Raw genomic sequence first — 16,493 nt, 5'->3', positions numbered from 1 at the left:
ACTCAGACAACTCTTGTCGAGTCCAGGTATGCAAATCGCACCTGGCGCCTACGATGGCATAACAGCTAAGATTATTGAGCAAGCAGGATTTCCCATTGTTTATATGACAGGAGCCGGCACTGCCGCATCCCTTGGATTTCCCGATTATGGCTTGGTCACAATGTCGGAAATGGTCGAGAACGCCGGCATTCTCGCCAGGTCTGTCAACATCCCAGTGATATCCGATGCAGATACTGGCTATGGCAATGAGCTCAACGTCACTCGAACTGTCAGAGAGTTTGAAGCAAGATTCGTTGCAGGCATTCACATTGAGGACCAAGTATCTCCAAAACGATGCGGCCATTTAGATGGAAAGGAAATTGAGCCACTGGAAAAATATCTCAGTAAGATACGCGCAGCCGTTGCCGCACGAAGAGATCCTGATTTTGTGATTATCGCCAGAACTGATTGCCGCGCATCGATGGGTTTTGAGGAGGCTATAGCAAGAGCCAATGCTTCATTGGAAGCCGGCGCGGATATGGTTTTTGTAGAGGCCCCACAGTCTCTACAAGAAGTAGAAGCGGTTCCAAAAAGAGTAAAGGGCCCCTGCATGTTGAACGTTGTTCAAGGAGGAAAGACACCTCCTTTAAACCTCAAGGATGCAGAGAAAATGGGGTACAAACTAGCGATTCTTCCCGGTATTATGCTTCGCGCCGCGATCCCTGCCTTCGATCACGTTCTACAAACAATTCTTTCGACACATGCCGTACCTGAGGCTTTGAATAAGGTCTCCCCGCATCAAAATTTTAGAAGATTTGGTGCAGATGAGTGGGACGCAATCCGTGCCGAGTACGCAAAAGACGAAAAAGCGCCAGTCAAACCTACTGATCAACAATGAAGCCATCGAAATGCGGACGCATTGAGATTGGCTTGACGAGGGGGGGTCTGATCTTGTGAGCATCTGGCAAGATGTTCATTCCCAAACCAGGACCGTTAGGAATGTCGACAAAGCCATCTTTGGGTAACGGCACCTTGTCGACCACGTTACTGCCCAAGTGAATCGGTAGAGACTCAAACTTACCAGACTCAAAACCAGTCGCATATTCTTGAATCGCGAAATTTGGAATGGCGGCCGCAAGCTGTAAACATGCCGCCAAACCGATCGGTGACAAAGGGTTATGCGGGACGATTTGCACTTGATACGCTTCGGCGATCGCTGCGACCTTTTTTGCGCCTGTGATACCGCCACAGAGACATAAATCGACGCGTGCGTACTCCACCCCTCCTCTGGCCATCAACATTTGGAACTCATAGATGTTGGAGAAACGTTCACCTGTCGCAATAGGAACATGAATTTTTTCTGCGACACGCGCCATCGCGTCATGGCTTTCAGGACGAATCGGATCTTCAATGAACATCGGATGCGTATGCTCAATGCCACGTGCGAAAACAATCGCCTCCGCAGGTGTCAAACGACGATGAATCTCCAGAAGCAAATCAACGCGATCGCCCACCACCTCGCGCATGCGCTCTGTGTTCTCGATCGCATCGCGCATTTTCTTGATGTGGGTCTTGAAGTACACCTGATCGTCGCCCTCGTCCAGAAAAGGATTCAGGTGCCCAAATGCGGTAAAGCCGGAATTCATTTTTACCTCACACTCCACAAGCATCTTTTCGATGGTGCTCTCGTAGATATGGCCATAGACACGCGCTTTAGTTCTCGCGGCTCCACCTAACAGCTCATAAATAGGCACATTTAATGCTTTACCCTTGATGTCCCAAAGCGCCATATCAATGGCCGAGATCGCGGCATTTTCCGCTAGACCTTGAAAATAGCTGAAGCGATGCATCACATTCCAGTGATGCTCGATAGGGTATGGATCTTTGCCCTCTAAGTACTCAGCGAATCTCTTGATACATGCCCCGGCAGCTTCAATATGCCCCCAGGTTCCGGCCTCGCCAAAGCCAGTAATACCCTCGTCCGTCTCAACCCGCACGAACATAAACTGCCCCACATGCCAAGGTACTACTTTTACAATTTTCATTTTGATTCTCTTAAACGTGACTGATTAATTGAAACCGCAAAAAATTACTTTTTACGGGCAACCAAGCGTTTCGCGTGTTATTTTAATAAATCCATCGACTAATGTTGAATGTTGATCCCTGTTCCAAGCTAAGGCTAACTCCAATTGCGGACCACCACCAGCTAGAGAGCGAAACGTTATCCCTTTAAGCTTCATATTTTTCGCAGAAGCTGGTACTAAAGCAACCCCCATACCACTTGAGACCAACATCAACATCGAGGGTATATCCCCGACTTCCTGAATCACCTGCGCCGAAAAGCCGGCATCCTGACAAGAACGAAAGATCTGGGTTTGTAACGCAGAGTCCAAACTACGCGAAAAACAAATAAATCCATCTCCCTTGAGCAGGGAGAGATCAATCTGCTTCTGGTTTGCGAGAGGATGTGATGTCGGCAGGGCAACAATAAGGCGCTCTCGGGTGATAGTCAGTAATTCAATATTAGGTGAACGCGTTGGAGGCCTGAGAACGCCAATATCTATACGCCGCTCATCAAGCTCCTCAATTTGTGTTGGAGTGAGTAGATTATCTCGAAGCACGATCTCTACCATAGGATAGCTCTGACGATAGACCATGAGTATTCTAGGCAAATCAGAATAAATAGCAGAATTAGTATATCCAATGATCAGTTTACCGATCATTCCTTCTTGAGCCCGCAAAATCGTATTTCTAATTCGACCCGTTGCACTTAGAATCGACTCCGCCTCAGGGATGAGTGCTTTCCCTGCTTCTGATAATTCAACGCGATGTTTGTTTCTAATAAACAAAGGAGCACCGAGTTCCTCTTCCAGCTGTTTGATTTGGCGAGATAAGGGCGACTGAGCGATATGGACACGCTCGGCTGCGCGACCAAAATGAAGCTCTTGGGCAACAGCTAAAAAGTACCGTAATTGACGCAGCTCCATCAAATAACCCTAAATACTTTTGAAGATACTGTAGTTTCCTCTAAAACGGCTCTGTTTACAAAGGTTTATGTCTTGCAAAATTCACGTCGAAGAGCAAGTTTATCGATCTTTCCAGCGCCATTTTTTGGCAATGACTCTTTAAAGTATATGTATCGTGGCTGTTTATACCTTGCAAGACTATTATTTAGACGCTCAAGAATTTCAGTCATTGTGGTGAAGTGATTAGGCTTCAAACTCAAAATAGCGCAAACAGCTTCACCCCACTTTGGATCTGGAACTCCAATCACTGCCGCTTCTAAAATGTTGGGATTTTCAACAAGGCGCGCCTCAACCTCCATTGCATAGACGTTTTCTCCACCGCTAATAATCATATCTTTGATGCGTCCCACTACAGTCAAATAACCCTCAGCATCACGTCGTCCTAAATCACCTGTTCGTAGCCAGCCATTATGAATAGCTGCAGCAGTTTCATTTTGATTTTTCCAATACCCCAATGTAACGTTGGGTCCTTTTACTTCGATCTCTCCAATCTCATCTGCATCAGCAATGCCACCATCAGCTTTCATAATTCTCAGATCGCTAAAAAGAGGTGACAAACCTGCACTCATTTGTTTATTTGATGGAGCAGTAGGCGATAGTGCCGCCGCAAGTGAAGTCACTTCAGTTAATCCATAACGATGTACAACTGAAATACCGCGTTGTGTATAAAAAGAAATAAGTATTTCTGGAACGGGTGAGCCTCCCACCAACACTGCCCGCAAGGAGGAGAGATCATATTCATCGAAGTTAGATGCTGCGGCCATCATCTTGTACATAGCGGGAACACCTGCGACAACTGAAATTTTTTGATGCTGAATACGATTCAAAATCTTATCAATATCAAACGAACGCTCAAGATGCGTACACGCTCCACGCAGGAAAGCATCCATGAAAGTCGATGCTGGAGCCACATGAAAAAGTGGTGCTGAAATAAGTACTCGATCAGATGCAAATCCTCCTTGCAGCAAAATCATATTGATGGTGTTCCAAAATAAATTACTGTAGGTATGAATGACACCCTTCGAACGCCCAGTACTACCTGATGTGTACATTAACCAAGCCACATCGCCTTCTGATGAATTAAAAAAATTCAGTTCATCGTATCGAACATGATTAATTATTTGACCCAATTGATCAGCACTCTTTCTGTTCGACTCAACCACCCACATATTAGGAAATTGGACTTTTAATGCATCACTAATTGATGGGAAATCACCACCATGAATAAAAATACTTGGTTCACAATCTTGAACCTGATCCAAAACCTCCGAAGCTGTAAGCCTGAAGTTAATTGGAACAAAAATCGCACCAATGCGCGCCGTTGCAAACATAATAATTGCATAACGCGCGTCATTAAAATCCATGTAAGCAACGCGATCACCTGGTTTTATTCCCCGATTGTTCAGCTCAGCTGCTAACGCGAGAGATGCCTGAAACAACTCTTGATAGGTCCAGTGCTCACAGTCCTCCTTGTCGAGCCAAAAAGAAAGACAGACATGATCCGGTTGCAGCTGCGCGCGTTTCTCGAGCCAATAGGATGGATTGAAAAACTCACTGTTCATCCTTCACTCCCCAGTATTCTCATGTTGTGGACGAATCGTTGATCTTAGCTGCTTGTCCTTTGCATTCTGCGACTGAATCCGCTCACGGGCTTCTTTCCATTCAGTATCGCTCCAGCTGTTGTAGTGAGTGAAATACGCACCCTGTGCAAGATGATAGGCTCCATCAATTGCAATCGTTTCACCTGTTAACCACTCACAACCATCGGCAAGTAAAAACGATACCAAATTCGTTAGTTCTTTCATCTTGCCTAGCCGTTGCATTGGATTTTCACTAGTCTCCTTTTGGTGCGGATTTTCTGCAGGGCGAAGTCTTGCAGTCGCTCCAGCGGTTGGAAAGATTCCCGGGGCAATTGCATTGAGCCGAATACCGTAGCGCCCCCACTCGACTGCAAGGGATTTCGTCATAACATCGATTGCTCCCTTTGCCATTGCTGACGGGACAACGTAAGGGGAACCGGTTCTCACCCAACTAGTAACAATCGAGACAACTGAGCCAGGAGTCCCAGACGAAATCCACCTTTTACCTACGGCATGGGTAACGTAGAACGTACCATGCATAACGGTGTTTGCAACAGCATCAAATCCTCTAGGGGAAAGATCCTCTGTTCGACTAATAAAATTTCCAGCTGCATTATTGACTAAGCCAGTTAGTGCGCCTTCCTTCCAAATTTCTTCAATTTGTTCATCAACTGCATGTGAATCCCTCAGATCTAAAGTTATTGTTTTGACCCGACCACCATGTTTTTCTATCAACTCACTGGCCGTTTCATCCAAAATACTCTTTCTTCGACCACAAATGTAAATCTCGGCACCGAGTGACAAAAGATGTTCTGACATCTCCTTTCCCAGACCAGTACCCCCGCCTGTCACAAGAATACGATGACCTTTAAATAAGTCTTCTTTAAACACAACCTAATCTCCCGATGAGCACTGCTTCAACGCTTGTCAATTAATGATTGATCGCTAGCCACTAGTATCGGTATTTAAATCCATCGTCGCTACAACTTAATTAGCAATAATTAAGACCTATAAAGTCTTGATGGAGATTAAGCGACTCTATACGATGTGAGAAATAATGGAGATCGTACGATGACTATGTGTTTTGAACTAAATCAGGATCAGCGACATTTACGTGAAAGCATCGAACGAGTCATGCAGCAGATCATTACGCCTGAATATTTGCGACGCATGGATGAAGAAGGTCACTACCCATACGAAGCTTATGAGGCATGGGTAAAACTCGGTTTAACCGGATTAGGACTCGATCCGGAATACGGTGGATACGGTGGAACGATGGAAGACCTCGCTCTTGTTTCCGAACAACTTGGATATTTTAGTTACGACCTTGCAACTGCGTACATGGTTCCTCTTTTTACTGGTCAAACTCTTCTTAAGCACGGTCGACTCGAGCAAAAGAATGAGTTCCTTAAAAAATTGATTAATGGAACATTAAGAATGTCCGTCTGCATTAGTGAGCCCTCTGCTGGCTCAGATGTCAGTGCAATACAAACAAAAGCAACACGTGATGGTGATGAGTGGGTAGTCTCTGGTCAAAAACTATGGACAACCGCAGCTGGAGCCAACAATACAATTCTTCAAGTCTATGCTGTCACAAATCCAAATGTTCCAAAAAAAGAAGGTATCTCTATTTTTTTGATCGATAACAATACAGTTGGTGTTACTTTGAAAAAAAATGAAATGCTTGGTCGCCGAGGTGTAGGCACCTATGAGGTCTTTTTTGATGAAGTCCGAATTCCTTATACCCGTATTCTCGGAGAACTTAATGAAGGATGGAAATATCTGTTATCTGGGTTACAGCTAGAAAGAGCATTAACTTCATCTGCGTACGTCGGTGCAAGTCAGAGTGTTGTAGATATTGCCACCCAATATGCATCCGATCGAGAACAATTTGGCAAACGAATAATCGAATTTCAAGCTATTGGTCATATGCTCGCAGATATGCAAACAGAAGTAACCGCAGCACGCTTACTTGCCTATGATTCCGCTGGTCGACTTGCACAGGAAATGAACGCTTTACGTGAAGTCTCTATGGCCAAATTATTCGGCTCCGAAACCTATGTCAAGGTTGCAAATCAAGGTATGCAAATTATGGGTGCCTATGGCTATAGCATGGAATATCCGATGCAGCGGCACTTTAGAGACGCCCGAAGCACAACGATAGGAGCAGGTAGCTCGCAGATGCAAAGAAATACAATTCTTTCAACCATGGATCCACGCATTAAAAAGTAGTACTAAATTAAACACATAAATCGAGTTAATAATTAAAAACAAACGGAGACAGATAATGATAAATAAACTATTGATTTCAAGCTTATCAATTGTACTTAGCTTGTGTGGAGGAGTCGCTCACGCTAAATATCCAGAAAGGCCCATCACCATGGTCGTTCCTTTCCCTCCAGGCGGCACCTCTGACTTGCTCGCCAGAATCTTAGCCAAAAATGTCGGTGAAAGAATGAGGGTGAACATAATTGTAGAAAACAAACCAGGCGTTGAAGGGCAGATCGCTGCTCAAGAAATCACAAAAGCGAATCCCGATGGGTATAAGATCGGTCTGGTGACATCTGGTAACCTTTCTGCTTTACCTGCGATGCGTATCAAGCCTCCCTATGATGTTGTCAAAGACTTCACACCCATTGCGGATATTGGTCGTTATGCATTTTTTCTATACGCGAACCCAGAAGTTCCCGTTAAAAACTTTAAAGATTTTGTTAGCTATGCAAAGGCAAATCCAGGAAAAATGAGCTATGGATCCGGTAACAATACGGGTGTGTTGATTTTCGCTCAAGTTAAACAACAGTTTGGCATCGATTTGGTACACGTACCTTACAAAGGCGAGCCTCCTGCCATGACAGATCTGGTAGCTGGAAGAGTGCAAGCAATGATCGGAACAGCTGCTGGTCTGCCGTTCGTCAAGGAAGGGAAACTAAATGTTTTCGTCAGTCTGCTACCAGAGCGCTCGCCACTTGCTCCTAACGTCCCAGTTTTTAAAGAAATTGGCTTAGGAGAACTTCCAGTACTTCTTTGGGCCGGAATCGTAGGACCTTCGAACATGCCCAAGCCTATTGTGGATCAACTCAATAAAGAATTTGTTGCTGTGTTGGCTGATCCCTCTGTGAAAAAACAAATTGAAAATTTGGGTTTTGCGGTGACTCCGGACAGCCCTCAAGCCTTTGCAAAGTTAATCGCCGATCAAGTCCATGCTTATAAAAAGCTTGTGACGGAAATCGGCTTGACCCTGCAGTAGCATCAGTCAAGTCTCGCGCCTGTCTGATGCCAAATGTTTGGCAAATGGCAGGCGAGAGAAAAGTGCACATCACCCCTTTTCAATATCCATCACAGCCAACACGACCGCTTCGGGTGTAATGCCGAAATGTCGGTACAGTTCATCTGCCGGACCTGACAACCCATAGTCACTCATCCCGACAAATCTACCCCTGCTCCCAAGATATCGCTCCCAGCCAAATTTAACTGCGGCTTCTATGGCGACAGTTCTAGTCTCTGGACATAAGACCTGATTTCTATAAGACTCTGGCTGTACGTCAAATAATTCCCAGCATGGCATCGATATCACGGCCGTAGATATGCCTTGAGCTTCTAACTGTTCACGGGCTTTCAAAGCAATATCAACCTCAGAGCCTGTAGCAAGGAGGGTCGCTTGACGCGGCAAGGAGCCCCCCTCAATCAACACATAGGCACCACGTGAGGAAAGATTTGTTGCGACAGAGAGCGTACGGAGATGAGGAAGCGCTTGTCTCGAAAAAATAAAAGATACTGGCCCTTGCTTATGAGAAAGCGCCACCTGCCAGCACTCTACCGCCTCAACTGCATCAGCGGGACGCATCACCAACATATGCGGCATGGCGCGTAAGGACGCCAAAATCTCGACAGGCTGATGTGTCGGGCCATTTTTACCTATCCCGATCGAATCATGACTAAACACAAACTTCACAGGCAGCTTCATGAGGGCAGCGTTGCGCAAGGCAGGACGCATGTAATCTGAAAACGCCAAATACGTCACACTCACAGGAATAGTGCCACCGTGCGCGGCCATGCCATTACACATAGAACCCATCAAATGTTCACGTACACCGCAATGAACATAAGCACCGCTCTGATCCAAAGCAGAAAAAGCAAGCAACCGTCTTTTATGATCAGTAGGCGCCTCAAGATCGGCACAGGCCACTACACGCTCGGGTAAATAATCTGTCATGCAATCATTAATCGCAGCAGATAAATTGATGCCACCGCGCGCAGGCTCGGCAAGAAGCGTCTCCTTCAGCCCATCAAGAGCATGCTCAAGCGCAGGCGGCAACTCCCCTCTCATCACACGTTCAAATTCAGCACGTTTTTCTGCAGGGAGTGCGGCGAGCCTCTCTAACCATTGCGATCTAACAGACTGACCCGCAACGGGACTCGTTCTCCACGTGCTTAAAATCGCCTCAGGCACATCAAAAGAAGGATGAGGCCAGTTTAGATCCTGACGCATCTGAGCAGCGTCCGTATCAAACAGCTTGGCACTATGCCCGCCACGTTGCCCCTGAAGCCGAGCAATACCTTTGGCGATCGTTGTGCGGGCCAAAATAATTGAAGGCCGACCATCCTGCCTTGCCGCTGCGATACAGGCAGAGACAGACTGCATGTCATGACCATCGACGCGCTGAACGTGCCAGTGAGCGACTTCAAAACGTTTGGCAACATCCTCGCTAATTGAGAGTTCGGTACTGCCATCATCCGTGATGGCATTATCATCCATCAACAAAATCAGCCTGCCCAAGCCGAGATGACCGGCCAAACTGATCATTTCCTGTCCAACGCCCTCTTGCAAACATCCGTCACCGACAAAAGCATAGATGAAATGGTTGACGAGATCACTCCCAAATCGTGCTCGTAAAAATGCTTCGGCAACCGCCATACCCATCGCGTTTGCGATGCCTTGACCAAGCTGACCGGTAGTGACTTCTATACCTGCCTCAGGGTCGAATTCCGGATGGCCTGCGCAGTGCGATCCAAGCTCACGAAAGGATTTGATTTGCTCGAGCGAGATCTTTTGGTATCCCGTGAGATACAGAAGGGAATACAACAACATTGAGCCATGACCGTTAGACAGCACCACGCGATCCCTATCCCACCAAGTTGGGTGCTCAGGATCATGCTTGAGATGATGCATATACAACGCTGTCGCGATCTCTGCCATGCCCAGAGGGACACCCTGATGACCCTCGCCAGCACGAAGGATGGCATCAACTGAAAGAAACCGAATCGCGTTGGCAAGTGACTGAGGATGGGGTGCCGCGGGTACAGTTGTCATTGCAGTTGTCATTGCAGTTGTCATTACAGTTGTCATATCACTCAGTCTGAATTAATGAATCAACATGCCACCATTAACATCCAGCGTGATGCCCGTGCAATACTTTGACAAATCGCTCGCTAGAAAAACGACACAACCAGCCACGTCGTTAGGCTCGCCGATTCGATTCATAGGGATGCCAGACAAAATATCAGACAGGCGATCCTCTGGAATCAAACCCTTATTGATGTCTGTTTCAATCAATCCTGGGGTAATACAGTTGACTCGGATATTGTCGATACCACACTCTCGCGCCATGGCGCGCGCCAAACCCAAGACGCCAGCTTTTGCAGCAGAGTAATGGGGACCACCCAAAATGCCTCCACCTCGCTGAGCGGAAACAGAGGAAGTACAAATGATCGAGCCTTGCTTACGCTCACGCATGGCAGGCAAAACTGCCTGTGACATAAACAGCGCTCCACGCAAACTCACATCCAGCACGGCATCGTAATCTGCTGCGGTAATTTCCATCGTTTTGCGGGGCTGGGTAATACCGGCGTTGTTAAACAAAATATCGATCTGGCCCATGTTGGCCAATACCGCCTTAACTGCGGCTTCACACGAAGCCTTGTTGGTCACATCAGCGACCACACCCATATGTTGCGCACCAAGTGTGGCTGCAACAGAAGCAGGCTGTGCCTTTTCAAGATCAAGGATGACCACACGTGCTCCCTGTGCTGCCATCATTCGTGCCGAAGCGAAGCCTAGCCCATTCAAGCCCGCACCGCCCGTGATGATCGCCACTTTATCTTTTAACAGCATGATTAAATTCTCCGTTGAATCTGATGTGATAAATGAGTGTGTTGTGTCAGACACTCAGGATAAAAAACTTGTAATGGAAGAGGAGATCTTATTTCTCCAACCCATTCAGTAGGTCATAGCTTCGAATCACTTGACTATCATCGAGTCGACCATCACCTCTGCCAGAAGAAGATAGAAATAACTGATATGCCGCAGCGGTCAGAGGCAACGCTGCTTTAGCATCGCGACCCGCTTGCATCACAATCCCTAGATCTTTGACAAAAATATCGACGGCACTCGTGACGATAGGATCCGACTCAAGCATGCGTGAACCCCTGTCCTTGAGCATCCAACTCGAGGCTGCAGAACCGCTCATAATCTCAAGCAGCATGGTTAAATCGAGACCGCTTTTTTTCGCCAGAGAAAATGCTTCTGCCGCGACAGCGATATGCAAGCCACACAAGAGTTGGTTGACCGTTTTACACATCGCGCCTTGGCCAGGCTGATGACCGACATGAAAAATACGCTCGCCAACGACTTGGAATACATCTTGAATGTCTTTAAAGGTTTCTTGATCGCAAGCCGCCATAATCGTCAGAGACCCATTGGTCGCTCCAACAACGCCGCCAGACAACGGCGCGTCGACAAGACGACGACCCTTAGCCTGAACCTGCTTGGCAATGTCTTCTACCTCAGCAGGCGGGCACGTCGACATTAGGCAGACGATCCCGCCCATTGGCAACACATCTATCGCGCCAGATTCAAATAACACCTGCTTGGCCTGTGAGGCATTCACCACCAAGATCAACAACAGATCGACGCCCGCGCATGCCTCTTTAGCATTCGTAAAAGCCTTGCCGCCCATACCACTCAGTACAGTGAGAGAGGCGGGATTAATATCAATCCCGTGGACGGAATATCCTGCTGTGATTAAATTTTTAACCATGGGAAGCCCCATGGCTCCCAACCCTGCAAAAGCAATTTTTTTCATGTCAATATATTGTCAGTGATGGAACATATGTCATAAGCATGAGTACGGCGAGCGCAACCAAGTAAAAAGGCCAAAGCTCTCGAACAATCGCTCCAATTGACTCTCTTGAAATAGCCGCCGCGACAAAGAGTGTGGTACCCACTGGTGGGGTAAAGAGCCCGATACTCAGATTGACAGCCATCATGATCCCAAGCTGAATCAAGTCAAAACCAATTGCGTTCCCAATTGCAACAAAAGTAGGACCCAGGAGCAGGATGGCCGCGGGGAGGTCAAGGAACATACCAACAATAAGCATGATCACGTTCAACATCAAAAGAATCATGAGCGGATTTTTGAGAGTTTCAAGAGCCCACTCTGCAACCGCTTTAGGGATCGCTTCAACGGTCAATACATACCCGACCATATTCGATGCGGATATCACCAACATCACGATACCCGTCGTAATTGCAGTATGTACCAGCGCATCTATCAAACGTTTTAGATTGATGTCACGATAAATCAATAAACTGATGACAAGGCCATAGAACACGGCCATCACACTCACCTCGGTTGGCGTGGCGATACCGGCTCTCAGCAAAATCACAATAAATAACGGCATCGCCAATACTGGTGATGCATAAAAAGTAATTTTGGCAAATTCACGTGCAGTAATTTTATTCATCAGTCTTGGAAAATTACGTAATCTGCCAGAAAGATAACAGACCAACATAAATCCAAAACAAAGCATCAGCCCTGGTACGAATCCCGCTAAAAATAACGATGCGATGGATTGATCAGAAACACTTGCATAAATGATTAATGGAATAGAGGGGGGAATCAACCCTGCAATCACTGAAGAGGAGGCGATCGTAGCGGCTGCGAAAGGTGCCGGATAACCTTCCTTTTTTTGCCAGGGAATCAGCATCGATCCTAGTGCAGAAGCCTCAGCAACTGCGGAGCCAGAGACACCACCAAAAATTGTAGAACCCACCACACTGACTTGAGCGAGCCCACCATGCATGCGTCCGACGAGAGCGGTAGCAAATTCAATCAGTTTTTTACCAAGCGTACCACCCATCATCAGATTGCCAGACAGCACAAAAAATGGAATCGCTAAGAGCGGAAAACTTTGAGAGGGTTGAAAAATCTTGACAACAATCGTTGCGCTTGGCATACCTCCCGCTGTGACGGCAGCGATTCCAGAACTCACGATGAGGGCATAGCCGACTGGGAAGGCCAGTACAAGCAGTGCGAAAAAGATAGCGAGCATCAGAATAGTCATATGCTGTCCTCGAGTGTGTTTGATCGTACTGTCAAAGGGTCGTCGGCAAACAGCAGGCGAAAGAAGGTAGTAATGCCGGTAACACCAAGTGCTGCAAAGCCAACGATCACAGACATATATGCCCACTTTGCTGAAACACCTGTCACAGGGTAGAGCTCTGAACCTGTAATTTCAATCACAAACAAGCCAACCCAAGCGAGATAAAAGAACGTTGCAATCACTAGCAACTGCAAGACCATCATCACCACTCGATTGACATTCTTACCTAGAAAACCGTTAATGGTCTCAACAGCGATATGCTTGCCTAACTGGGCAGCAAGCACGATACCGCTCATCATCAACCATGGAAAGAGTAGGTTTGGCATTTCAGTCGGCCAGCCCATTCCCTGGTTGGTGATGTAACGAACAACAACTTCTGCCATGAGCGAGATAAACATCACGGTAATTGTGATCACAGCGATGATCATGCTGATGACTTCAATGATCCGATCAACTCCACTCACTAGATGCATTGTTAAATGATGTTCTCTTGCGCTCATGGATGATTTCCAGTTCGTTAAGGCTTAGCAGCTTCTGCAACAACTACATCAACAAGCTGAGGAAAAGTTTTACGCCATTTGTCGTAAACAGGCTTGGTCGCAGCGATGAAGGGAGCTTGATCAACGGCATTAATCTGGATACCGGCCGATGTCAACTTGCCCTTTAGATCCGCATCAGCAGCCAATGAAAGCTCACGATTCAGCTTGGCAGACTCTGCGGCAGCTTCGCGAATAGCTTGTTGATCTTGCTTGGAGATCCCGGCCCATGCCAACTTACTTGCTAACAAAGGTGTTGCTTCGTATTTGTGGCCCGTCAAAGAAATGAACTTTTGAACCTCAAACAGCTTTGAGGAGTAGATGTTCACGAGCGGATTTTCTTGACCGTCAAACACACCTTGTTGCAGAGCAATGTAAAGCTCGGAGAAAGCGAGAGGAGCGGGATTAGCGCCTAACGCATTAAAAATATCCAAGGTCATTGGATCGGGTGGCGTACGGACCTTAATACCTTTCAGATCTTCGGGCTTGTTAATCGCGCGCTTATTATTACTGGTATGGCGAATACCGTTATCCCACATCGCCAACAAAACCAGACCTCTTTTGTCTGCAGCATCAGCCAGTTGCTTACCAACAGGACCATCTACAACTTTGTATGCATGTGGCAGATCTTTAAACAGGAATGGCAGACCTAGCACCGCAAACTCAGGTACTGCAGCCGAAGTTGTACCTTGAGAGTTCGCGCTAAAGGCCAGCGTACCCAAACGCAAGTTTGTGATGGACTCTGCATCATCTCCGAACTGCGCACTGCCGCCTACGTTAATCTTGACGCGACCATTTGTTTTTTGTGCAACCAACTCTGCAAACTTATCAGAAGCGACCGCCTTGGGATTACCTGGGGCCGCATTATGAGAGAGTCTGAGTACTGTTTGTGCAGAAGCTGCGGATACTGAAAGCGCTAAACCTGCAATAGCTGCGACGAGAAGTTTTTTCATGTTGTGTCTCCAAAATAGCTTTATTGTTTGATTGCACTGGGCTGACAGGCTCAGTACGTCATTAGGCTTGATCAATATGATTCATGCGTGTGTGGGTTTTCCTCCTTTACTTAGGTCTTTTAGAGTTCGTTACGGATACGTTGTGACATCAACTCCGTTGAAATGCCATAACGATCATGCAACGTCGGCAATGCACCAGCATCCAGAAAAGCGTCCGGTAATGCAATAGGTAAATACTTGGGTGCGAGGCGTGAACGCAACAACAAGCTTGCAACCGACTCACCCAGACCACCAATCACCGAATGATTTTCTGCAACAACCACTAGACGATCAGAACGCTTGACTTCGCGGAGAATCGCTTCTTCATCTAAAGGCTTAATGGTGGCCACATGCAAGACGCTCACCCCGATGCTGTCCTTTTGAAGTTGCTCAGCAACCTCTAATGCGCGCATCGTCATAATTCCAGAGGAAATAATCAAGACCTCTTTACCTTCGCGTAGCAGCTTGGCCTTGCCCAACTCGAACTTGTAGTCGTATTCATCGAGCACGAGCGGCACATTGCCTCTGAGCAACCGCATATACACTGGCCCCTGATGGTCCGCCATCGCAGGCACTGCCTGCTCAATGTCCAAGGCGTCGCAAGGATCGATGATGGTCAAGCCTGGAATCGCTCGCATCATGGCAATGTCATCTGTCGCTTGGTGGCTGGGACCATAACCTGTCGTCAAGCCTGGCAATGCCGCACAAATTTTGACATTCAAATTTTCTTCACAGATCACCTGATGAATAAAATCATACGCACGACGGGTTGCGAACACAGCATAGCTCGTCGCAAATGGTGTCAGCCCTGTTTTGGCCATACCACCTGCTGCGGCAAGCAACAACTGCTCTGCCATGCCCATCTGAAAAAACCGCTCGGGATAGGCTTGCGCAAAAATATGTAGATCTGTGTACTTACTCAGATCCGCCGTCATCCCGACAATATCAGGCCGCGACTCGGCGAGAGCGGCGAGCGCCTTGCCAAAGGGCGCCGCGCGCACGCGCTGACCTTCGGAGGCGATTGAGGCAATCATGGCGGAGGTGGTCAACCGCGGTTTAGTGGGTACATTAGCGCTCATGACCGCTCTCCGGGTCCATAGGTTGAATCCAAAATATCCAGTGCTTGCTGCCACTCGGGGGGATCAACACGTATGAAGTGATTTTTTTCACGCGCCTCAAGAAAAGGAACGCCCTTACCCATGAGCGTATCAAAAAGAATGACACGGGGCTTTTTTTCAGTCAGTGCACGTGCAACATCAAATGCATCACGTACCGCGAAAAGATCATTGCCATCGACACGCTGAACGTGCCATCCAAAAGCTTGCCATTTATCAACCAACGGTTCAAAACCCATTATCTTTGTAGAGGGACCGTCAGCTTGCTGATTGTTGATATCGACCAGACAGATCAAATTGGAAAGCTGATGGTGACTGGCACCGAGCGCAGCCTCCCAAGTCGCACCTTCGTCCAACTCACCATCCGACATGGAGTTATAAACAAAGGCATCAATTTTTTGGTGTCTCAAGCCAAGTGCGATCCCCACTCCTATCGCTAGGCCCTGACCAAGAGAGCCACCGGAGATTTCCATGCCGGGCGTGTAAGTCGCCATTCCAGACATTGGGAGTCGGCTGTCATCTCCACCATACGTATCCATTTCCTCTGCGGAAATGATCCCTGCCTCTAAAAGCGCTGCGTAATGCGCAATCGCATAATGACCATGAGAAAGCAAAAATCGGTCGCGGTGCTCCCAATCTGGATCATCAGGTCTGAATTTCATGGCATGACAATACGCTACGGCAAGCACATCCGCATATCCGAGCGCTTGACCCACATAACCCTGGCCTTGAATCTCACCCATTTGGACTGAATATCGCCGAATCCTATAAGCGCTATCAGCCAAAGCGTGATCAGTTGGTTTTTGCTTCATCGCGATTAGACTTCCTCGTCATTTACACATCTTTAGCAGAGCTCTTTACAGCTTTCAATCAAGTCGCTGGT

Annotated in this window: 15 protein-coding genes; 3 read left to right on the top strand and 12 right to left on the bottom strand. The window is 47.3% G+C overall.

All coding sequences use genetic code 11. The features are described 5' to 3' along the window. Positions 1-28 precede the first annotated feature (28 nt). Positions 29-877: an isocitrate lyase/PEP mutase family protein gene (locus AC8GE9_RS09275; protein WP_506676878.1), complete on the top strand. Its 849-nt coding sequence runs from the start codon at positions 29-31 to the stop codon at positions 875-877. On the opposite strand, the gene AC8GE9_RS09270 is transcribed toward AC8GE9_RS09275, so the two are convergent. From AC8GE9_RS09270 to AC8GE9_RS09255, 4 genes are all read right to left on the bottom strand, one after another. Further along, positions 861-2,024, bottom strand: coding sequence for a mandelate racemase/muconate lactonizing enzyme family protein (locus AC8GE9_RS09270; RefSeq protein ID WP_506676877.1), 1,164 nt, complete (start codon positions 2,022-2,024; stop codon positions 861-863). The genes AC8GE9_RS09275 and AC8GE9_RS09270 overlap by 17 nt on opposite strands. Positions 2,025-2,075: 51 nt before the next feature. Next, the gene (locus AC8GE9_RS09265) at positions 2,076-2,966 is read right to left on the bottom strand and encodes a LysR family transcriptional regulator (protein ID WP_506676876.1); all 891 of its coding nucleotides are present in this window, start codon (positions 2,964-2,966) and stop codon (positions 2,076-2,078) included. Positions 2,967-3,031: 65 nt separating this feature from the next. Continuing rightward, positions 3,032-4,567 carry an AMP-binding protein gene (locus AC8GE9_RS09260; RefSeq protein WP_506676875.1) on the bottom strand — a complete coding sequence of 512 codons (1,536 nt, stop codon included), beginning with the start codon at positions 4,565-4,567 and terminating at the stop codon, positions 3,032-3,034. A gap of 3 nt (positions 4,568-4,570) precedes the next feature. Next, the gene (locus tag AC8GE9_RS09255; RefSeq protein WP_506676874.1) at positions 4,571-5,476 is read right to left on the bottom strand and encodes an SDR family oxidoreductase; all 906 of its coding nucleotides are present in this window, start codon (positions 5,474-5,476) and stop codon (positions 4,571-4,573) included. Positions 5,477-5,656: 180 nt separating this feature from the next. On the opposite strand from AC8GE9_RS09255, the gene AC8GE9_RS09250 reads away from it, so the two are divergent. Together AC8GE9_RS09250 and AC8GE9_RS09245 are read left to right on the top strand one after the other, a co-directional pair. Further along, entirely contained in the window at positions 5,657-6,817 is a 1,161-nt protein-coding gene (locus tag AC8GE9_RS09250) for an acyl-CoA dehydrogenase family protein (protein ID WP_506676873.1), read from the top strand. Between the two features lie 55 nt (positions 6,818-6,872). After that, positions 6,873-7,832: a Bug family tripartite tricarboxylate transporter substrate binding protein gene (locus AC8GE9_RS09245; protein ID WP_506676872.1), complete on the top strand. Its 960-nt coding sequence runs from the start codon at positions 6,873-6,875 to the stop codon at positions 7,830-7,832. A gap of 69 nt (positions 7,833-7,901) precedes the next feature. Here AC8GE9_RS09245 and AC8GE9_RS09240 read toward each other — a convergent pair whose 3' ends face one another. From AC8GE9_RS09240 to AC8GE9_RS09205, 8 genes are all read right to left on the bottom strand, one after another. Beyond that, a complete protein-coding gene (locus tag AC8GE9_RS09240; protein ID WP_506676871.1) occupies positions 7,902-9,896 on the bottom strand; it encodes a transketolase family protein in 1,995 nt (664 codons plus the stop codon). A 51-nt stretch (positions 9,897-9,947) separates the two neighbouring features. Continuing rightward, complete coding sequence (locus tag AC8GE9_RS09235) at positions 9,948-10,697, bottom strand: SDR family NAD(P)-dependent oxidoreductase (RefSeq protein ID WP_506676870.1); 750 nt, start codon at positions 10,695-10,697, stop codon at positions 9,948-9,950. Positions 10,698-10,785: 88 nt separating this feature from the next. Further along, positions 10,786-11,667, bottom strand: a complete 882-nt coding sequence (locus AC8GE9_RS09230; RefSeq protein WP_506676869.1) for an NAD(P)-dependent oxidoreductase — start codon at positions 11,665-11,667, stop codon at positions 10,786-10,788. A gap of 1 nt (position 11,668) precedes the next feature. Continuing rightward, a complete protein-coding gene (locus AC8GE9_RS09225; protein WP_506676868.1) occupies positions 11,669-12,928 on the bottom strand; it encodes a TRAP transporter large permease in 1,260 nt (419 codons plus the stop codon). Then, on the bottom strand, positions 12,925-13,467 hold the full coding sequence (locus AC8GE9_RS09220; RefSeq protein ID WP_506676867.1) for a TRAP transporter small permease: 543 nt from the start codon (positions 13,465-13,467) through the stop codon (positions 12,925-12,927). The genes AC8GE9_RS09225 and AC8GE9_RS09220 overlap by 4 nt, the downstream gene beginning before the upstream one ends. A gap of 17 nt (positions 13,468-13,484) precedes the next feature. After that, positions 13,485-14,456: a DctP family TRAP transporter solute-binding subunit gene (locus AC8GE9_RS09215; RefSeq protein ID WP_506676866.1), complete on the bottom strand. Its 972-nt coding sequence runs from the start codon at positions 14,454-14,456 to the stop codon at positions 13,485-13,487. 119 nt (positions 14,457-14,575) lie between these two features. Continuing rightward, entirely contained in the window at positions 14,576-15,574 is a 999-nt protein-coding gene (locus AC8GE9_RS09210; RefSeq protein ID WP_506676865.1) for a transketolase family protein, read from the bottom strand. Continuing rightward, positions 15,571-16,422: a transketolase gene (locus tag AC8GE9_RS09205; protein ID WP_506676864.1), complete on the bottom strand. Its 852-nt coding sequence runs from the start codon at positions 16,420-16,422 to the stop codon at positions 15,571-15,573. The genes AC8GE9_RS09210 and AC8GE9_RS09205 overlap by 4 nt, the downstream gene beginning before the upstream one ends. Positions 16,423-16,493 lie beyond the last annotated feature (71 nt).

The sequence above is a fragment of the Zwartia lucis genome (assembly GCF_965234455.1).
GTDB lineage: Bacteria > Pseudomonadota > Gammaproteobacteria > Burkholderiales > Burkholderiaceae_B > Zwartia > Zwartia lucis.
The sequence above is the reverse complement of the archived record's forward strand: the minus strand, read 5'-3'. Positions and strand labels throughout refer to the sequence as shown.

Coding starts and splice junctions, on each gene's coding strand:
- AC8GE9_RS09275 (WP_506676878.1), top strand. CDS start 29: ATGCAAATCGCACCTGGCGCCTACGATGGCATAACAGCTAAGATTATT.
- AC8GE9_RS09270 (WP_506676877.1), bottom strand. CDS start 2,024: ATGAAAATTGTAAAAGTAGTACCTTGGCATGTGGGGCAGTTTATGTTC.
- AC8GE9_RS09265 (WP_506676876.1), bottom strand. CDS start 2,966: ATGGAGCTGCGTCAATTACGGTACTTTTTAGCTGTTGCCCAAGAGCTT.
- AC8GE9_RS09260 (WP_506676875.1), bottom strand. CDS start 4,567: ATGAACAGTGAGTTTTTCAATCCATCCTATTGGCTCGAGAAACGCGCG.
- AC8GE9_RS09250 (WP_506676873.1), top strand. CDS start 5,657: ATGACTATGTGTTTTGAACTAAATCAGGATCAGCGACATTTACGTGAA.
- AC8GE9_RS09245 (WP_506676872.1), top strand. CDS start 6,873: ATGATAAATAAACTATTGATTTCAAGCTTATCAATTGTACTTAGCTTG.
- AC8GE9_RS09240 (WP_506676871.1), bottom strand. CDS start 9,896: ATGACAACTGTACCCGCGGCACCCCATCCTCAGTCACTTGCCAACGCG.
- AC8GE9_RS09235 (WP_506676870.1), bottom strand. CDS start 10,697: ATGCTGTTAAAAGATAAAGTGGCGATCATCACGGGCGGTGCGGGCTTG.
- AC8GE9_RS09230 (WP_506676869.1), bottom strand. CDS start 11,667: ATGAAAAAAATTGCTTTTGCAGGGTTGGGAGCCATGGGGCTTCCCATG.
- AC8GE9_RS09225 (WP_506676868.1), bottom strand. CDS start 12,928: ATGACTATTCTGATGCTCGCTATCTTTTTCGCACTGCTTGTACTGGCC.
- AC8GE9_RS09220 (WP_506676867.1), bottom strand. CDS start 13,467: ATGAGCGCAAGAGAACATCATTTAACAATGCATCTAGTGAGTGGAGTT.
- AC8GE9_RS09215 (WP_506676866.1), bottom strand. CDS start 14,456: ATGAAAAAACTTCTCGTCGCAGCTATTGCAGGTTTAGCGCTTTCAGTA.
- AC8GE9_RS09210 (WP_506676865.1), bottom strand. CDS start 15,574: ATGAGCGCTAATGTACCCACTAAACCGCGGTTGACCACCTCCGCCATG.
- AC8GE9_RS09205 (WP_506676864.1), bottom strand. CDS start 16,422: ATGAAGCAAAAACCAACTGATCACGCTTTGGCTGATAGCGCTTATAGG.